19 protein-coding genes are annotated in these 18539 nt (G+C 33.2%); 1 reads left to right on the top strand and 18 read right to left on the bottom strand.

What is annotated here, in order from left to right:
* Positions 1–30 precede the first annotated feature (30 nt).
* The 16 genes from BUA46_RS07950 to BUA46_RS07875 form a co-directional block, all read right to left on the bottom strand.
* The gene (locus BUA46_RS07950; RefSeq protein WP_019386789.1) at positions 31–795 is read right to left on the bottom strand and encodes a sulfite exporter TauE/SafE family protein; all 765 of its coding nucleotides are present in this window, start codon (positions 793–795) and stop codon (positions 31–33) included.
* Between the two features lie 25 nt (positions 796–820).
* Positions 821–1207: a VOC family protein gene (locus BUA46_RS07945; protein ID WP_019386790.1), complete on the bottom strand. Its 387-nt coding sequence runs from the start codon at positions 1205–1207 to the stop codon at positions 821–823.
* A gap of 12 nt (positions 1208–1219) precedes the next feature.
* Complete coding sequence (locus BUA46_RS07940) at positions 1220–1591, bottom strand: VOC family protein (RefSeq protein WP_019386791.1); 372 nt, start codon at positions 1589–1591, stop codon at positions 1220–1222.
* Between the two features lies 1 nt (position 1592).
* Positions 1593–2051, bottom strand: coding sequence for a DUF1801 domain-containing protein (locus BUA46_RS07935; protein ID WP_019386792.1), 459 nt, complete (start codon positions 2049–2051; stop codon positions 1593–1595).
* A 7-nt stretch (positions 2052–2058) separates the two neighbouring features.
* Entirely contained in the window at positions 2059–2565 is a 507-nt protein-coding gene (locus BUA46_RS07930; protein ID WP_019386793.1) for a DUF4199 domain-containing protein, read from the bottom strand.
* Between the two features lie 102 nt (positions 2566–2667).
* Positions 2668–3081 carry a response regulator transcription factor gene (locus tag BUA46_RS15295; RefSeq protein ID WP_019386794.1) on the bottom strand — a complete coding sequence of 138 codons (414 nt, stop codon included), beginning with the start codon at positions 3079–3081 and terminating at the stop codon, positions 2668–2670.
* Positions 3082–3090: 9 nt separating this feature from the next.
* Positions 3091–4026, bottom strand: coding sequence for a 2-hydroxyacid dehydrogenase (locus BUA46_RS07920; protein WP_019386795.1), 936 nt, complete (start codon positions 4024–4026; stop codon positions 3091–3093).
* A 192-nt stretch (positions 4027–4218) separates the two neighbouring features.
* Positions 4219–5592: a magnesium transporter gene (mgtE, locus tag BUA46_RS07915; protein WP_019386796.1), complete on the bottom strand. Its 1374-nt coding sequence runs from the start codon at positions 5590–5592 to the stop codon at positions 4219–4221.
* Positions 5593–5651: 59 nt separating this feature from the next.
* On the bottom strand, positions 5652–6440 hold the full coding sequence (gene rsmA, locus BUA46_RS07910) for a 16S rRNA (adenine(1518)-N(6)/adenine(1519)-N(6))-dimethyltransferase RsmA (protein ID WP_019386797.1): 789 nt from the start codon (positions 6438–6440) through the stop codon (positions 5652–5654).
* A gap of 60 nt (positions 6441–6500) precedes the next feature.
* Positions 6501–6824: a DUF4286 family protein gene (locus BUA46_RS07905; RefSeq protein WP_019386798.1), complete on the bottom strand. Its 324-nt coding sequence runs from the start codon at positions 6822–6824 to the stop codon at positions 6501–6503.
* A 2-nt stretch (positions 6825–6826) separates the two neighbouring features.
* Complete coding sequence (locus BUA46_RS07900) at positions 6827–7339, bottom strand: GNAT family N-acetyltransferase (RefSeq protein ID WP_019386799.1); 513 nt, start codon at positions 7337–7339, stop codon at positions 6827–6829.
* Position 7340: 1 nt separating this feature from the next.
* On the bottom strand, positions 7341–9116 hold the full coding sequence (locus BUA46_RS07895; RefSeq protein ID WP_019386800.1) for a tetratricopeptide repeat protein: 1776 nt from the start codon (positions 9114–9116) through the stop codon (positions 7341–7343).
* A gap of 570 nt (positions 9117–9686) precedes the next feature.
* Positions 9687–10958: a serine--tRNA ligase gene (gene serS / locus BUA46_RS07890; protein WP_019386801.1), complete on the bottom strand. Its 1272-nt coding sequence runs from the start codon at positions 10956–10958 to the stop codon at positions 9687–9689.
* A 44-nt stretch (positions 10959–11002) separates the two neighbouring features.
* A complete protein-coding gene (locus tag BUA46_RS07885; RefSeq protein ID WP_019386802.1) occupies positions 11003–12319 on the bottom strand; it encodes an HTTM domain-containing protein in 1317 nt (438 codons plus the stop codon).
* A complete protein-coding gene (locus BUA46_RS07880; protein WP_019386803.1) occupies positions 12309–13244 on the bottom strand; it encodes a bifunctional riboflavin kinase/FAD synthetase in 936 nt (311 codons plus the stop codon). Before BUA46_RS07880 ends, BUA46_RS07885 begins: the two co-directional genes overlap by 11 nt.
* A gap of 57 nt (positions 13245–13301) precedes the next feature.
* Positions 13302–13820, bottom strand: coding sequence for a hypothetical protein (locus BUA46_RS07875; protein WP_019386804.1), 519 nt, complete (start codon positions 13818–13820; stop codon positions 13302–13304).
* A gap of 154 nt (positions 13821–13974) precedes the next feature.
* Between BUA46_RS07875 and BUA46_RS07870 the strand changes: the two genes are divergently transcribed.
* Positions 13975–16953, top strand: coding sequence for a reprolysin-like metallopeptidase (locus BUA46_RS07870; RefSeq protein WP_019386805.1), 2979 nt, complete (start codon positions 13975–13977; stop codon positions 16951–16953).
* Positions 16954–16981: 28 nt separating this feature from the next.
* Here the strand turns inward: BUA46_RS07870 and pth are convergent, their stop codons facing one another.
* Together pth and BUA46_RS07860 are read right to left on the bottom strand one after the other, a co-directional pair.
* Entirely contained in the window at positions 16982–17608 is a 627-nt protein-coding gene (pth, locus tag BUA46_RS07865; protein ID WP_019386806.1) for an aminoacyl-tRNA hydrolase, read from the bottom strand.
* 246 nt (positions 17609–17854) lie between these two features.
* Positions 17855–18505: a 50S ribosomal protein L25/general stress protein Ctc gene (locus tag BUA46_RS07860; protein ID WP_019386807.1), complete on the bottom strand. Its 651-nt coding sequence runs from the start codon at positions 18503–18505 to the stop codon at positions 17855–17857.
* Positions 18506–18539 lie beyond the last annotated feature (34 nt).

The following is an 18539-nucleotide window of genomic DNA, read 5'->3' as shown; positions in this document are numbered from 1 at the left end:
ACATTTTGTTACACAGATACATATTTGTTACTATTTAAAAAGCATAATAATGCCTCCAAGAGCCGTAACAACCAAAATAAAACGTCTATAATTTACATTAGAGATTAGCTTTACAATATAAGCCCCTAAAAAAAAACCAATAATTACTGCGGGAATTAAGACTGAATTTAAAACCAAAGATTGGTATGTTACTGTTTTCCAAACAAAGATATGGAAGGGTAATTTAAACACGTTGATGATAAAAAACAACCAAGCTGCGGTTCCTATAAACTCGTTTTTTGGATATCGCATGGCGAGAAAATAAATATTAGAAATGGGGCCAGCTAGATTGCCTATCATTGTTGTAAAACCAGCTAAAAAGCCTGTAATAATACCAAATAGTTTGTTCTGTGGAACATTATTGGACTTTCTATGTTCTGTGTAAAACATAATAAGGACTGAAATGATAATAATTATGGCCATAAGCCTTTTAAAAACCATTTCAGAAATATCATTACCAACCCAAACACCCACTAAAACACCAACAATCATCCACGGGATTAATTTTTTAATAATGTGCCATTGTGCATGTCTGTTGTAGTAAATAACAGCAAAAATATCCGCAGCAATAAGCATTGGAAGTAAAATTCCTGTTGATGCCTTTTCGCCAAAAACGAAGGCTAAAATAACAACGATTATAATCCCAATGCCTTTAATACCAGACTTAGATAAGCCTAATAAAAAAACCGCAAAACTTATGGCTAACCATTGTATTGCAGTTAATTGATAGGATTGTAGTATTTCTAAATAATTCAATAGTTACTTTTTACGAAAATCGAATTTACAAAAAAGCACTGTCTATAGGTTCCCAAAGTTCAATTTTATTGCCGTCGTTATCTAAAATCCAGCCAAATTTTCCATACTCGTACTCTTCTACTTCACCAACAATAGTTACACCTTCTTTTTTTAATATCTTGAGTAATTCGCGTAAATTTTCAACACGATAGTTAAACATAAAATCTTTCTTAGAAGGGTTGTAGTATTTAGTATCCTCTGGAAAAGGGCTCCATTGTGTTGAGCATTTATTTCCGTTTTCATCTTTCCACCAAAAAGTACATCCGTAATCATCAGTGTTAAATCCTAAATGCTTTTTATACCACTCTTTTGTAGTTTTTGGATCTTTTGTTTTAAAAAACAATCCGCCTATTCCTGTAACTCTTATTTTCATCAATAAATGCTTTTAAACGTGTTGATCAATAAGTATGGTATTCCCGTCTGGATCATACAAAACAATATTCGCAGGACCTGTTGTGGTTTCAGCTGCTTCATTAACAAGCTTAATTTTATGATCTTTTAAATGTTTCTGAATGTCTCGCACATCATCAAAAGATTCAAGCTTGTTAGCATTTTCATCCCAACCTGGATTAAATGTTATAATATTATTATCAAACATACCTTGAAATAAACCAATAAGCGCTTTATCATTCTTCATTATTAGATAATTCATACTCATATCACCTGCAAATACTGTAAACCCTAAAGTTTCGTAAAATTCTTTTGAGGTTTTTAGGTCCTTTACACTTAAACTTATTGAAAATGCTCCTAGTGTCATGTTATTTCTTTTTAATGTTAGTTTCGTACAATTCAATCCAATCTTCAACTGTCATTTTAGAAGTCAATTCAGCAATTAAATCAAAAGGAATGGCTTCAATTTTTTTAAAACGGATACAACTTTTACCCATATCTAATTTAAGCGAAGAATGTTTTGGGTATTCATTCACAAACCATTTATACATATCGGGATTTGCGTAAATACCACTGTGATATAAGTTGACAGAGTTTTTTTGTGATGCAAAACTCATGAATGGCAATGGTTCTGAAGGTGTACAATGGTAACCATCTGGATAAATTGAATGTGGTACATAATACCCAATCATACCATATTGAATGCCTTCTTCAAACCCTTTAGGTAAATTATCTTTTATTGTTTTTCTAAGCTTTTTAAGGGTGTCTTGTCGTTCTTCTGGAACTTGATTAATATAATCTTCTGGTGATGTTGCCTTGTACTGCATGCCTCTATTATTTACGTTGCAAAATTAAACCTGATATTAATGTGATGATAAAACCAAGAATAACTACCGAAGCAAACATCATAAACGCCATAAATCCTGGGCTCCCATAATCTTCCATTTGTTGTTTTAACTCTGCTGCTTTAACCTTTACTTCTTCAGCAGATAAAGTTTCTTGCATTTTATTTATAGAATACTCCAAATACTCGCTAGCAAAGTCTGGATTAATCTGTGAAGTATAAATATAATCGAATAGTGCCACCCCAACTGCTGATCCGAAAGTAATGAGCATACCAATTAATATGGTTTTTCTAAAACTTATTTTACCATTATTTTCTTTATCTCTGTAATGTTTGATTCCGAAATAAACAAACAGTAACGAGAGAACCATGGCGGTGTATCCAATAAGTTCGCCATAGTCATAATCTACGCCCATGCCTAAAAAGAAGGGCAACCCAAATAATATAAACCCACTTAAAAAAGCTAGAAGTCCGAACTTTATAACCGTTTTTTTCATTTTATTTTACTTTGATTAGTTAACCAAAAGTAGTGCGATGGAAAGAATTGAAGCTCATACTAAAGTACTAAATTGCTACTACTTTAGTATTAAAAGTGTGAATTAAATGATATTTAGAGCTTTTGAAATTTGAATAGCTTGCGTTCTCCGTTTTGCATTTAGCTTAACAAGAACATTAGAAACGTGTGTTTTTATAGTGCTTTCTGAAACAAATAATTTGTCGGCTATTTCTTGGTTAGACAAGCCCGAAGCTACTTGTTGCAACACTTCGTACTCTCGTTTGCTTAAACCTAAGTCTTCAATTTTTTTATAATTTATCTCCTTTTTAACTGAAGTTTGTTGTTTATTTTGAGCCTTTTTATTAATGAATATCCCAATACCGAAAAATATAATGGCAATTATTGCCATGACATATTCGGTTTGTAAATCGCCACTAACTAACGTGTACTTAATGAATTGAAACAGAACAAGTAGTGCTAAAATTAGTAATGAAAAAACAATAATGGTTTTCTTCATGTATTAAAATTAACAAAATTTTGCTTTAATTTTATCAACTATGGTTTGAGCTAGTTTTTCTTTGCTTTCAATAGTCCAACCTGCGACATGCGGCGTAAGTAATACGTTTTCTGAATTGATTAAATACTGAAATGCTTCTGGCATTTCTGAAGAAAACAGACTTTCAAAAGATGCTTTCTCATATTCTAAAACATCGAGTCCGGCACCCAATATTTTACCCGATTTTAAAGCTGAAACCAAATCTGAGGTCACTACACTTTTACCTCGAGCGGTATTAAAAAACCAAAATGGTTTTTTAATTTGATTAATAAAAGATGCATTAATCATGTTTAATGTGAGTGGTGTTTGCGGTGTGTGCAAACTAACCACATCTACTATTTCTTGAAATTCTTGAAGTGTAACTTGTTTTGCGTTGGCATCACCAACGTTTTCTTTGATATCGTAACAAAGTACCTCCACATCAAAACCGCGTAATTTTTTTGCAAATGCCTTACCCATATTGCCGTAGCCTATTAAGCCTACCGTTTTGCCATCTAACTCTATTCCGCGATTATCTTCTCTTAACCATTTACCACCTCTCACCTCAGCGTCGGCTTTATTAAGTTTGTTGAAAAGTGATAGAAGCATGCCTAAAGTATGCTCGCCAACAGCGTTTCGGTTACCTTCTGGTGCCGATATTAAATACACTCCTTTTTTATGTGCGTAGTCGCAATCTATATTTTCTAACCCTGCACCAACGCGACCTATAAATTTTAGGTTTATTGCTGCGTCGAGAAATTGTTGGTCTATTGTAAAACGGCTTCTTAAAACAATGCCATCGTACTCATGAATAGTTGCTTCTACAACTTCTTTTGACGACTTGTAATCTTCATGATTTGTATATCCTAAATCGTTTAATTGATTTATTAATAATTGATGATTGCTATCGAGGTGCAGTATTTTCATTTGAATTTATTAAGTTACAAAAATACAATGTTTTTGCGTTAGGGATTGAAGTGAAAATCCTTTTTGTGAGACACGATCAAAAAGATTGTAGCCTAAAGCCCGACCCTTGTGGTAACCTGTCTACCGGCAGTCAGGCGCCCAAATAATGATAAATTTTTATAAGTCTCTTGCTTATTCTTGATCGTCGGATTTTTAAATTCCTAAAATCGTTTTAGCAATCCAGAAGTAGAGTAATATTCCTAAAATATCGTTGCTAGTTGTGATGAAAGGTCCTGTTGCAATAGCTGGGTCGATACCGCGTTTATTCAAAAATAATGGTACGAAAGTACCAATAAGTCCTGCAACTATAATTACTGCAACCAAGGATATAGAAATGGCTAAGGCAGTGATTATTTCACCTTTAAAAGCCCAAACAAATAAAAATAAAAATATAGCTAGGATAAAACCGTTTAGGGCAGCTAGCAACATTTCTTTTATTAATCTGCTATTGACGCTTCCGCGAACATCATCGTTGGCTAAACCTTGCACAATAATGGCACTAGATTGTACCCCTACGTTTCCTGCCATAGCTGCTATTAATGGTGTGAAAAAGAATAAAATAACAGCTTTACCTGTAAAAAGCCCCTCAAATCCTTCCATAATTAAAAAGGCGCCAACACCTCCAACTAAACCTAAAAATAGCCAAGGTAAACGGGCTTTAGTAAGTTCAAAAATACTGTCGTCTGCCTCGACATCGCCAGTAATACCTGCAGCCATTTGGTAATCTTTATCGGCTTCTTCTTTTAAAACATCAACAATATCATCAATGGTAATTCTTCCTAGAAGTGTTTTGTTATCATCAACTACAGGAATAGCTTCTAAATCGTATTTTGCCATGATTTTGGCAACGTCTTCCACATCATCATTAACATTTACATAATCAACATTTACTTTTACTAAATCTGATATTTTTTGCTCACTTTTAGCTACAATTAAGTCTTTTAGCGACAGCCTCCCAATAAGTTTTTCTTCTTTGTTTACTACATAAATGGAATGCACACGTGTTACTTCTTGAGCTTGACCACGAATTCTGCGCATACAACCTGCAACCGTCCAAGTCTCGTAAACTTTTACCAGCTCTTTAGCCATTAAACTACCAGCAGTATCCTCGTCATAAGCTAAAAGTTCGGTAATTTCGGCTTTGTGCTCTTCGTCTTCAATTTGATCGATTACTGCTTGTTGACGCTCTTCGGATAATTCAGCAATAATATCGGCAGCATCATCGGTATCTAACTCTTCTACTTCCTCGGCTATTTCTTTTGCTGAAAGATTTTTTAAGACTTTTTCTCGGTTGTCTTCATCCAACTCCATTAAAATATCTGAAGTAGTTTCAGAACCTAGAAGTTTTATGATATAAATGGCATTATCGAGATTGAGCTCATCTAGAATTTCGGCAATATCGGCATAGTGATACGCATCAAGTTGTTTTTTGAGTGCTTTATCGTTTTGTTCTTCGATAAGCAACTCAACTTGCTCAACGAGTTCGTCGGTTAGCTGAAATTGTATGTTTTCGTTTTCTTCTTGCATCAATATAACAGGGCTCGATGAGATTTAGACACTAAAATATTTACCAATTGTAACTATATTTAATATTGGTCGTTTTCAATTAATTGCGTGAGTTCAATAAACGCTTGCACACCTAATTGTTCTGGACGCTTGCCAAATATACTATTTGCTTTTAAATTATCGGATAAATTGAATGTTTTTAAACTATTACGCATTGTTTTTCGGCGTTGTTGGAATGCCGCTTTGACAACTTTAAATAATAGAGCTTCGTTACATTGTAATGTGTAATCTGCTTTTCTGGTAAGCCTTAAAACTCCAGAATCCACTTTTGGTGGCGGGTTAAAAACATTTGGCGGCACCGTAAATAAATATTCTGCATCATAAAATGCTTGAGTTAAAACCGAAAGAATACCATACACTTTACTGCCTTCTTTAGAGCAAATACGTTGCGCAACTTCTTTTTGAAACATCCCAGAGAATTCAGGGATTTGATCGCGCATTTCCAAAGTTTTAAATACTATTTGTGTTGAAATATTATACGGGAAATTACCAATAATGGCGAATGGTTCTTCTTTAAAAGTTTCTTTTAGATTATACTTTAAAAAATCTTTTTCTATTATTCTTGGTGCTAAATTTAAGTAATTGGATTGCAAGTATTCAACCGATTCGGTATCAATTTCAATGACGTAGGTTTTAATATCTTTTTTAAGCAAATATTTGGTTAGCACTCCCATACCAGGTCCAATTTCTAAAACATTTTTGTAGTTTTTTAGCGTGAGTGAATCGGCTATTCTTTCAGCTACTGATTCGTCATTTAAAAAATGTTGTCCTAAATGTTTTTTAGCTTTTACTTGATGTTGGTTTGACACTGGTTTTATTTTTTAAAGTTAAGAGTCGCCATTTAAATTGCCGTTTGTTTCAAAAATAAACTACTTAAAGTTTACCGTGTATTCATCCACAATTTGAAGCTCGGTTCTAAAAGCCAACATTTTATCTGCAAATTTTTTAAGTCCTTCAGTACGTAATCTATCTGCGTCTTCTCGATAGTATGCCTCTAAAGCTTCTCTAGAATACGAACGGTATTGAACAGAATAGGTAACACCTCCCATTTCTTCTTCTACTAAAACTCTAGATAAGGTAGCTTTATCAAATTTCCCTGTACCTAAAACTTGAGGAATATGTTCTTTTATCCAAGTGAGCCATTCGTCGTGAATGGATTCGTCAATATTTACAGTTACGTTATATATAATCATATTTATTTTAATGTTTTTGCAAATAACAGTAGTTCCTCATCATCTTCAAAAGGTTTTATCTTTTTTTCGAAAGTAAATCCTAGTTTTTCTAATAATTTTATTGAGCCTGTATTATACGGCACAGTAATAGCTAATAATTTATTTAGGTTAAATTGTTCTTTAGCAAGTTTTATTATGGCTTTAGAAGCTTCGAATCCGTAGCCTTTTCTTTCATAATCTTCTAAAAAAGCAAACCCAATATCCACATCATCTAATTCATCTCTTTTTACCAATCCACAGGTCCCAATAGGCAAATTAGTTTCTTTTAAAATTAATTTATAAAACCCAAACCCGTGTGCATCGTAACTTTTAAAATGAGTCTTTTTAATATAGGCTTTAGCGTCTTCAAGGGTATTAACATTTCTATTACCTATGAACTTTAAAAAATTTGGCGTGTTCACTAAATCTTTTAAAAAAGCAGCGTCTTCTAAATTGAATTTTTTAATGAGTAACCGCTCTGTAGTTGCAATATTCATATTAATTTATAGCATCGCCACGTAAGGCTCTAAATCTTTTTCTAGCCTCAACAAAGTAAATACTATCGGCATGATTAAAAATAATTTGTTCATACAAGGCTTTTGCTTTTTCTGGAAGATTTAAATACTTCTCATAAATTTCTGCTAGATGAAAATTGGCATCATCAATTAAAATACCCTCTCTATAATTTTCAATAATTACCTCGTAGTTTGCTTTTGCCTTTTCAAATTCCGAATTCATTTCAAACAATTGCGCTTGTTTGTAAAGCGCTTGGGCAACAATTGGCTCCGTTTTATGTTCATCTAAAATTTTATCTAATAAACTAATTGCTTCCTGATTTCTATTCTGAAATGATAATAAATCGGCTTTAGCATATAATTTTAAAGCTGTTTGAAGTGAATCTTCATATTTGTTGTCTGTTATTAAAAGTTTCAAATCAAGAGCATCATTAGCAATAAGTTGTGATGTTGATGCTTTTAAAATTTTTAGTTGCGATTCGGCCCACTTAAAATCCCCTTTATAATAACTAGCCTTAGCAACCTTAAATCTCGCCATTTGCGAAATGGTGCTGTTTTTTAAATTACGCTGTATTTGTGTGTAATAAATTAAGGCCTTATTAAATTGCTCTTGCAATACTAAAATATCACCTAACTCAAGTTTTATTTGTGCCTTTTCTATAGAGGCAAGTGGCAATTCTAAACTGGTTTCTAAGAAATTAATAGCGTCTTGTGTTTCATTTAAATAGAATGCTAAAAAATGCGCATAAGCTATCTGTAACTCTAATGTTTCAGGCGTATTCCCAAATTCTTTCAGCAAGTCTTCAAATTTCAATTTGATGGTATTATAATTTGTTTTCGAACTTTCTTTAATATCTATATCGATAACATTTTTATGAGCTTCAAGTTTGGTTTCGGCATCTTGAGACGTATCTATAATGAAATTAAAAATTTCTCTTGCAATTTCATTTTCATTGTCGTTTGAAGCCATTAGTGCTACTTCTTCTATTCTGTTTAAATTTTCTGGTTGTCTTTTATAAATGGCCTTTTCCTGAGTAAATGCTTTTTTGTAATCTTTCTGCTGAATAAATAACCAGCTTAATAATTCGTTCAATAATATATTTGGTTCTTCCTGCATTTTTTTAAGCAGAATTTTTCTAAACAGTATGTTATTTTCATTAGAACTATCTTCAGTAATAAAATCATTTAATGCTCTCTTAACATCTCTTATAACACGTGGATTGGATTCTGCAAAGTTTATGTAACTATGAAACATCTTTTCCATATTACCTTGCTCTCCATAGATTTGTGCAAGCTGGACACTAAAATTATAATTCGGATTTAAATTAGCGGCCTTCTCAAAAGCAATTACAGCTTGGTCTAATAATGCATGATTTTGAAAACTACGGGAGATACCAAAAACATGACTAGCCTTTTCGTCTATTTTTGAGATAGCCAATTGGTAATATTCGCTTGCTTTATCAGGATTGTTATTAAGTTGATAATTATATCCAAGTTCTACCAAAAATGCGGGATAATTAATTCGCTCCATGAGTTTTACAATAAAACCTTCAGCTTCATCGTACTGCTCCAATTGTTGATGCGTGCTTATAATTTTGTTGATATAGGTAATGTTTGAAGTTGACTCTGCGTGCAATTTCTGATATTCAATTAAGGCTTTTTTATATTCACCCTTTTCAAAATAATCATCGGCAAGCGTAGGATTTTGCGAATACAAAATACCCGAAACTAATAAACATAAAATTAAAAGATATCGCATAGCGTAAATATAGCAAATGTAAGGTGTTGAACTTGTTCTAATATGAAATTTTTAACATGCTAGTCACGTATTTATAGAAGTATATTTAGTATTGAGTCGATTCTAAACACAAACGCATGTTATTTCTAGATATTTATAAAAAAAGTGCCCAATATAAATTGGGCACTTACCAACCAAAAATTATCTTCTATTAACTACTCGCTAATTAAAAACTCGATTGGGGACAGTCTTTATTTCTTATTATACATAAGAACGACTATTTTACTAAAATCTTATTTAATTGTAAAAAATATTTTATTTACTCGCAATTGTAGATGTTTTATTTTCAGATTTGAACAGATTGAAATCTGAGGATAAAACTTTGGATGCGAAAAAAATTAATGCAATAATTAATACAATGCGTTTAACATTCTTCATAATTAAGTAGGTTAAGTAGATTTGGAAGAACAAACTTCAAAAATAAATACTTAATAATCAAGAAAATCTAATTCAAATCGTCAAACAGCATACGAAAAATGCATTTCATCGATGTTTTTGTGGTCAAATAAAGATATTTGTAATCTTATTGCTTCAATTTATAATTTCAAAACCTGTATAAGATTGAAGTACTTCTGGCACAAGAATTCCATCTTCTGTTTGGTAGTTTTCAAGAATTCCAGCTAATACTCTTGGTAAAGCTAATGCGCTTCCATTAAGCGTGTGCGCCAATTCATTTTTGCCCTCGCTATTTTTATATCGAAGCTTTAATCGGTTGGCTTGAAAGGTTTCAAAATTTGATACTGATGATATTTCTAACCAACGATCTTGCGCCGTAGAAAATACTTCAAAATCGTAAGTTAGAGCTGATGCAAATGAGGTGTCTCCACCACATAATCGCAAAATTCGGTATGGTAATTTTAATTCTTTTAAAATATCTTTAACGTGGTTTACCATCCCATCAAGCGCATCATACGATTTACTTGGATGTTCCACTCTTATAATTTCTACTTTATCAAACTGATGTAATCTGTTTAATCCTCTAACATGCGCTCCGTAACTACCTGCTTCGCGACGAAAACAAGGTGTGTATCCTGTAATACCAATAGGTAAATCACTTTCGTTTAAAACGACATCCCTAAATATATTTGTTCCCGGCACTTCTGCTGTTGGAATTAAGTACAAATTATCTTCGGTTACATGATACATTTGGCCTTCTTTATCTGGCAACTGTCCAGTACCAAATCCAGAAGCCTCATTTACCAACAGAGGTAATTGATATTCGGTATAACCTGCGGCTGTGTTTTTATCTAAAAAATAAGCAATTAAAGCACGTTGTAACTTAGCCCCCTTTCCTTTGTACACAGGAAAACCGGCTCCTGTAATTTTGTTTCCTAATTCAAAATCTATAATATCGTACTTCTTGGCTAACTCCCAATGTGGCAATGCGCCTAGATGTAATTTCGGAATATCACCTGCTTTAAAAACCTCTTCATTATCAAGCTCCGAATTTCCACGTGGCACAGAATCATGAGGAACATTTGGTATTTTATAAAGCAGCTCATTTAATGCTTCCGCCTTTGTATTCAAAGTTTCAGAAAGATCTTTTGAAGTTTCTTTTAATTGGCTTGTTTTCTCTTTTAATTGATTAGCTTTTTCAACATTACCCGACTTGTATAAGTTTCCTATTTCCTTTGATAAGGTATTAGATTCAGCCAAAGTATTATCTAATTCTGTTTGAAGTCGTCTTCGGTCTTCATCAAAATTTATAACATCATTAATCAATTGCGAAGCTTCAATATTTCTTTTAGCTAATCGCTCTATAACCAACTCTTTGTTCTCTCTAATAAAAGCAACTTGTAACATGTCTTGAAAATTTAAACGACAAATTTAAGGAATTGAATATATAATTAGTCTTCTTTTGAGGGTAAAATCCAATCGCAATGTTTAAAAACATTCCAGGGTACATTTGCTAAATCAACTTCAGGATCAATAAGCGTTTTATAAGGCTTCCCATTCACACTTACTTTGCTATTTACATAAACCGAAACATCTTCACCTCTATTTTGAAAATCTTGTTTTAAGTATTGTGCAAATTGCCAAATCACATCTGGTTTGGTACTTGCCGTTCGTTTTTGTTTGGGACTTAAATAATTATCAAGATTGATATTCATGCGTTTTCCAGTCTCTTTGTTTTGAACCCAATACGTTGTATGTCCGTTTTTTACTCGAAGCATCATCCGCCACGATAAACGATGGCCTTCTTCCGTCCAAAGCACATCGCCTTCAATAAAATAATGTCTTAATGGTAAGCCTATTTGAATTATAAAATAAATGACAAAACCTAAAATTAGAGGTGTTTTATACTTGGGAATGATTACCGTTTCTGAGGTGTAATACGGTTTATTTCTTAAGAATATTTTTTGAATACTACTTGAAGGAAAAAAGAATAACGAAAATGCCAACGCTAAATACGGAAAAATACCAATTTGAAATATGAACGAATTAAATAGATGAAAGAAAATTGATACTATAAAAGCATATTTTCTGGTAGGTTTGAAAAGCAATAAGGGTACAATTAAACCATCAAACAAAATACCTCCATAAGCCAAAACATAGTGCAAACAATCTTGCTGAAGTAAATCTCCAACAAGCATATAATCTCTTTTGGCAGTCATCATTAGCTTGATAACTGAAGCATCTAACCAATCTGGGTAAAATTTAGCTAATGAAGCATAGGTGTAAACAATAAAAAGTTGCAAAATAATTACCCAACTACACCATTGTGGCATGGAAAAACTCTTAAGTTTCGGGTTTAATTTAACATCTAAAGATGCGTATTTATGAGCTGGCAGAAATACCATTAAACCACTTAACAGCATCAATAAGTAGTAATGATTGTTGTATGATGATTTTTGCATTAAATACGTTGCAGACCACATTACAGTGAACATTACCATACTTAATCGATACCTGTAACCTAGCATGATAAACAATCCAAAAACACCCATTATGGCGTAATAATAATACATGCCGTTTCCTGGTAAAGGCTGTAAAAATTCAAATCCTATAAAATTAAACGTGAAATCAGGTTCAACTAAAGTGCGCTTAACCCAGCCCGTAAATATGGCACCTACAGATTCCAAAAAACAAAGTAAGCCGAAGCATATCCTGAAAACAATTAAAGCAGAATTATCGATATGTTTAAATAATGCCTTATTGAGCATTTTGGTTTGAAATAAATTTCAATACCGATTCCTTATCTTTTGCAAGCTGAAGTTTAAGTGCTTCGATAGATTCGAATTTTTCTTCATCGCGTATCCTATCAAGCAACTCTATCTCAATAGTTTTTCCATAAATATCTTTATCAAAATCAAAAAAATGAACCTCAATGGTTTGCATACTTCCATTAACGGTTGGATTCATACCAATATTCATCATACCATAAACAAGTTTATCGCTTATAATTGATTTTACAATGTAAGAACCTTGTTTTGGAATAATTTTATAATCTTCCGTAATCTCAATATTTGCCGTTGGATAATCTATTTGTTTACCCAAACCTTTGCCTTTAGTAACTTTACCAGTAAGCATAAAATGATAGCCTAAATAATCGTTAGCCTTTTTAATATCGCCTTCAGTTATAGCTGTCCTTATTTTTGTTGAACTTACTGCAACATCGTCAATATCTTGAGCTGAAATTTCTTCAACCTCAAATCCAAAAGCCTCTCCATAAACTTTTAAATCATTAATATCGGCATTTCTGTTTCTTCCAAATCTGTGGTCGTAGCCAATAATAACTTTTTTTGCTTTAAGCTTTTCTACCAAAATGTCTTTTACAAAATCTTCAGCTGAAAGTCTTGAAAACTGGTGTGTGAATTTTTTAATGACTAGAAAATCGAGTCCCATATTTTTTAAAATACCATGGCGCTCATCAATGGTATTTATTAATTTTATGTTGGAATCTTTTTGCAAAACCATTCTTGGATGCGGGAAGAATGTTAATATTACAGACTTTAATCCTTCTTCTTTTCCTGTATTTATTAAACGCTGAATAATTTTTTGATGCCCAATATGCACACCATCAAAAGTGCCGATGGTTACAACGGTTGGTTTATCTGGTAAAGTATTTAGATTATGCTTTGTTTTCAAGCTTTTTATTTTTAAACAAAACTAGGTATAATGTCTTTTAAAACAAACAATAAACCTTTATTGTAGACTGAAATTGTAATTTATTTTGTTAATAATTTGTGGTACTTCATCTATTATAAAACTGAGATTAATTTGATAGTCTTTTTCAGAAATTTTAACAACCTTTAATTTCCCTTTATTTATTTTATAAAAACCCGTTTGCCCCTTACAATAACACCATCTCGCAAAAAACAGATTTTCATTTTTTAAATTTTCCGTTTCAATTTCTGGGTTGCTTTTATCTAATTCTATGTACAATTCTTCTCTATAACTACTATCCTGTAAATTAATATCATTATTTTTTTTGTATTCAAATTTAGCCACTAAGGTGTTGCCTGGAACAATTTCAGGGTAAATACTTCCTAAATGATCTATTTTATTTTTAAGTGCAGAGTTTTCTAGAATTTCGAAAGTGCAAACACCGTCTTCAGGGCACAGTATTGTCGTTACATCACCTGTTTTCTCTGGGGTTAAGTTACTTTTTGCTTTACAAGAAACGAAGCAAATAATAAGATAAAAGGCATAAAAATACTTCATAAACAAATATATGTAAATTTAAAATGACTCATTATTTTTTGCAATTGATACATTTAGAGCCTATTTTTAGCAAGCCTTAAAAAAATAACCCCATATTGCTATGAGACTTTTTACTAAGAAAAATTGTTTTTACCTACTGTTGTTTTCATTTATAATGTCAGCTGCTTTTTCCCAAAACAAGCAAGAAATTTGGACTAAAATTTCAAAAGATGAAGCTATAGTTGGAAAAAAAGTAGTGAGAAAAACTGAACCAAACGCATCAGTATATTTTCAATTAAATGTTGAACAATTAAAAAATACGCTGGCATTTGCTTCAAAAAGTGTACAATCTAACAAGAAACAGAGTCAAACCGTCCAATTTCCGAATAGTGATGGAGGCTTTGATACTTTTGAAGTTCAAGAATCTTCAATCTTAGAACCTGCATATCAAGAAAAACATCCAGATATAAAAACCTATATTGGAAAAAACACTCAGAACCCTTCATCTATAATTAGTTTTAGTATCACACCACAAGGGTTGCATGCTATGACTCTGTCGTCAAAAAAAGGCACTCAATTTATAGATCCTTACACCAAAAACAACTCCTATATTGTTTATAACAAAGGCGATCTTCCTGCATTAAAAAAAGAATTTGAATGCTTAGTTCCAGATGATATGATTGCTGCTAGAGACGTTAGCAAAAGCGCTATGGCTTTTAACAATCCTAGCGACAGCGCTTTACGAACGTTTAATTTAGCGCTCGCCTCAACGGTAGAATATTCTCAATTTCATTGGGAAGCAGCAGGTTTAACAGGATTTGATTCGGTAGAAGATAGAAAAGCAGCTGTATTAGCTGCCATGGTAGTTACTATGAATCGTGTAAACACCATTTTTCAAAGAGATTTAGCGATAAAAATGACTTTGGTAGACAATACCAATATCATATTTATTTTATCGGATTCTTTTTCAAATGATAATGCCAGTGCTTTAATTAATGAAAGTCAACAAGAAATTGATGCCGCGGCAACCTCAACACCATTTAGTTATGATATTGGACATACGTTTAGTACAGGTGGTGGTGGTTTAGCTTCCTTAAATTCACCTTGTGTTGCAAGTAGAAAAGCTATGGGCATTACAGGATCACCAAATCCTGTTGGAGATGCTTATGATATTGATTATGTAGCTCATGAAATGGGACATCAATTTGGTGCGCCTCATACCTTTAATGGAGATGCGGGGAGTTGTAGTGGCAATAGAACTGCAGATAACGCTTATGAACCTGGAAGTGGATCAACAATAATGGCTTATGCGGGTATTTGTGCTCCTCAAAATATACAATTTAACGGTGATGCTTATTTTCATCAAAAGAGTATTCAAATGATTTGGGATAATATCACAACTGGGCTTAGTACCTGCGGTACGCAAACCACACTATCGAATAATGCGCCAGTAGCCAATGCGGGGCCAGATTATACGATACCAATTTCTACAGCATTTAAACTCGTTGGCGACTCCTCTGATCCTGATGGAACAGCAGGACATACTTATACTTGGGAACAATACGATCTTGGTCCTGCAGGACTTCCAGAAGAAACAAATACTACAGGTCCACTAGTTCGTTCATTTGAAGGCACAACTAATCCCGTTAGAAATATCCCTGTTTTTGCCGATTATATTGCTGCAGGTGGCTCTACGGCTTGGGAAAAAATTCCATCTGTTAATCGCACTTTGACTTTTGCGCTTACTGTTAGGGATAATGATGTTGTTGGTGCTAATGGCGGTGGACAAACAGCCGTAGATTTTGTTGACATTACAGTAAATAGTACAGACCCATTTGCAGTTGTAAATCCGGTGTCTTGGGCACAAGGTTCAACACTAAATATTGAATGGATTGTTGGACAATCAGCTGATGTTGGCACTATTAATTGTCAATTAGTGAACATTAAATTATCCACAGACGGCGGATTAACATTTCCAACAACCATTGCTTCAAACACCCCTAACGACGGCTCGTTTTCGTATGTAGTACCAACCATTTCAGACACAGCGACTGCAAGAATACTTATTGAAGCTGCAGATAATATTTTCTACGACGTGTCAGACTTTGATTTTTCTATTTCCAACAATCCTGATTTTTTTATTGGTAATGAAACTCTAACACCTATAAACTGTGATGAAACTACTGTAGTTTATAATTTTGACTATTTTGCTGTAAACGGTTTTACGGAAACGACAGTGTTTAGTGCTTCTGGAATTCCAGGCAGTGGTACTGCAACTTTTTCTCCTACTAGCCGAAGTGCCACTGGTAATGTAACATTAACCATTAGTAATTTAGATGGTGTTTCGCCAAACAATTACTTTATTAATATAATTGGTACTGCACCTTCTGAAACTAAAAACAGAACGATAGACTTGCCTTTCTTTAATAGTGTTTGTACATCTGCCGGAAATACAACTTATCAAACAAGTACAACTTATGTAGAGTTTGGCGATATCATGCAAGTTTCAGGAAAACCTTCTGGCTATTCTAATTACAGCGGAACTCCAACCGATGCAAATAGAGATAGTTCATACAGTTTAAGTGTACGTGTAAATACAGACCCCGGCGATGGCGCCTATACCACGAACACCAAGGCATGGATAGATTGGAATCATAATTGTGAATTTGATGCAGGTGAAGAATATGATTTGGGCGATGCTTTTAATGTTGCCGATGGACTAACTGGTAATTCGCCACTAAGTATCACCATACCAAATGATGCCGCTTTAGGCACAACCGTAATGCGAATTTCTACAAAATATAAAGATGATGGTTTACCAGGTTCATGTGAAAATGGTTTTGATGGTGAAGTTGAAGATTATGCCATTAATGTGATGCCTACACTTTCTGTAAACACATTTGGTTTTGAAAATTTTGTTGTTTATCCAAATCCAAATAAAGGAGAGTTTACTATAAAATTGAATGGTAGCTTAACAAATAAAATAAAGGTTGATCTTGTTGATTTAAGAGGAAGAGTTATTTATAACAATATATTTGATGAAAGCGGCGATTTTGAAGAAACTGTTCGTTTAAAAAACATACAATCTGGTATGTATATTTTAAATGTTAGTGATGGCTTACGACAATCAATTAAAAAAATTATTATAGAATAAAAAAAAGAGGCTTTAAAGCCTCTTTTTTTTATTTACCATTAAATGCATTCATGGTGTTATTAATTCCTGAAAGCGCAAATGATTTAATAAGTTCTACTGCTATATCGAGGCGTTCTTTAAGTTTATCGTTTTCTTCGGTTGTCCATTCACCTAAAACATAATCTACTTGTCTACCTTTACTAAAAGCATCACTAATTCCGAACCTAAACCTATTATATTTGGTTGTGTTTAATTTGTCTTGAATGTCTTTTAAACCATTATGTCCGCCATCACTTCCTTTTGTTTTTACGCGAATGCTTCCAAAAGGTAAATTTAAATCGTCTGTTACTACTAAAAGATTTTCTAAAGGAATTTTCTCTTTTGTTAACCAATACAGAACTGCCTTACCGCTTAAGTTCATATAGGTACTTGGTTTTAAAAACACAAAAGTTCTTCCTTTTAATTTGTAAGTTGCAACGTTTCCTAATTTATCAGTAGTAAAGGTTATATCTTCTTGCTTCGCAAAATAATCTAGTACTTTAAAGCCTATATTGTGGCGTGTGTTTTCATACTTCTCGCCAATATTACCTAAACCTACAATCAAAAATTTTTTCATAGGGTCTTGTTCTTCTAATTGATTTTTATTTTTAAATAAATTTGACAAAAACTGCCACATGCTTTTCTTATTTTGAAGCAAAAATACATTAAACATGCCAAAAACATGTTGCTTTAAATATTTCTGGCTGGATTGACCGCGTTAGGGATAGCAGTGGAAAGCCCACAGCGAAGCGAGGACTTGTAACGAATAGCCCGACCCCTTTGGGGTAACCTGCCTGCCGGCAGGCGGGCGCCCAAAATTTAATTATAAAAAAAGCATCCTGAAAATGTCAGAATGCTTTTATATTTTATTAGAGAATATGTTCTATTCTTGAGCTGCTGGTGCTTCTGCGCCTTCTGCTGCTGGAGTTTCTGCTCCTTCAGCTGCTTCTGCTCCTTCTTCTTCTTCCTCTTCTTCATCTGCAATAGCTACTCTAGACGTTCTAACTGCGGCTACAACTGTTGCATCTGGGTGAAGAATAGTGTATTTATCGCTTGGTAAATCACCTACTGCGATTTTATCACCAATTTTCAATGGTGTAATATCTACTTCGATAAAATCTGGTAAATTAGCAGGAAGTGCTTTAATACGCAATTTCCTGTAAGGTCTTCTTAAAACACCTCCATTTTTAACACCTCTTGAGTTACCTACCACGTTTACAGGAATATTTAAAGCAATTTCTTTATCCTCGAATAATTGATAGAAATCTACGTGTAAAATTCTGTCTGTTACTGGGTGAAATTGAATGTCTTGTAATACGGCATTTAATTTATCGCCATTATCTAAAGCAATCACAACTGTATGCGCATTTGGTGTGTATACAAGTTTAGAGAAAGCTAATTCTGGTGCAGAGAAATGCACTGGCTTATCTCCTCCGTATAGTACGCAAGGAACCTGACCAGCATTACGTAAGGCTTTTGTTGCTTTTTTGCCCACGCTTTCTCTTTGAGATCCGTTGATTGTAATTGATTTCATAATTGTTATTTATTGTTATTTATTGTTATTTAAT

Origin of the sequence: Algibacter luteus (assembly GCF_900141715.1) — a bacterium.
Lineage (GTDB): Bacteria > Bacteroidota > Bacteroidia > Flavobacteriales > Flavobacteriaceae > Arenitalea > Arenitalea lutea.
The sequence above is the reverse complement of the archived record's forward strand: the minus strand, read 5'-3'. Positions and strand labels throughout refer to the sequence as shown.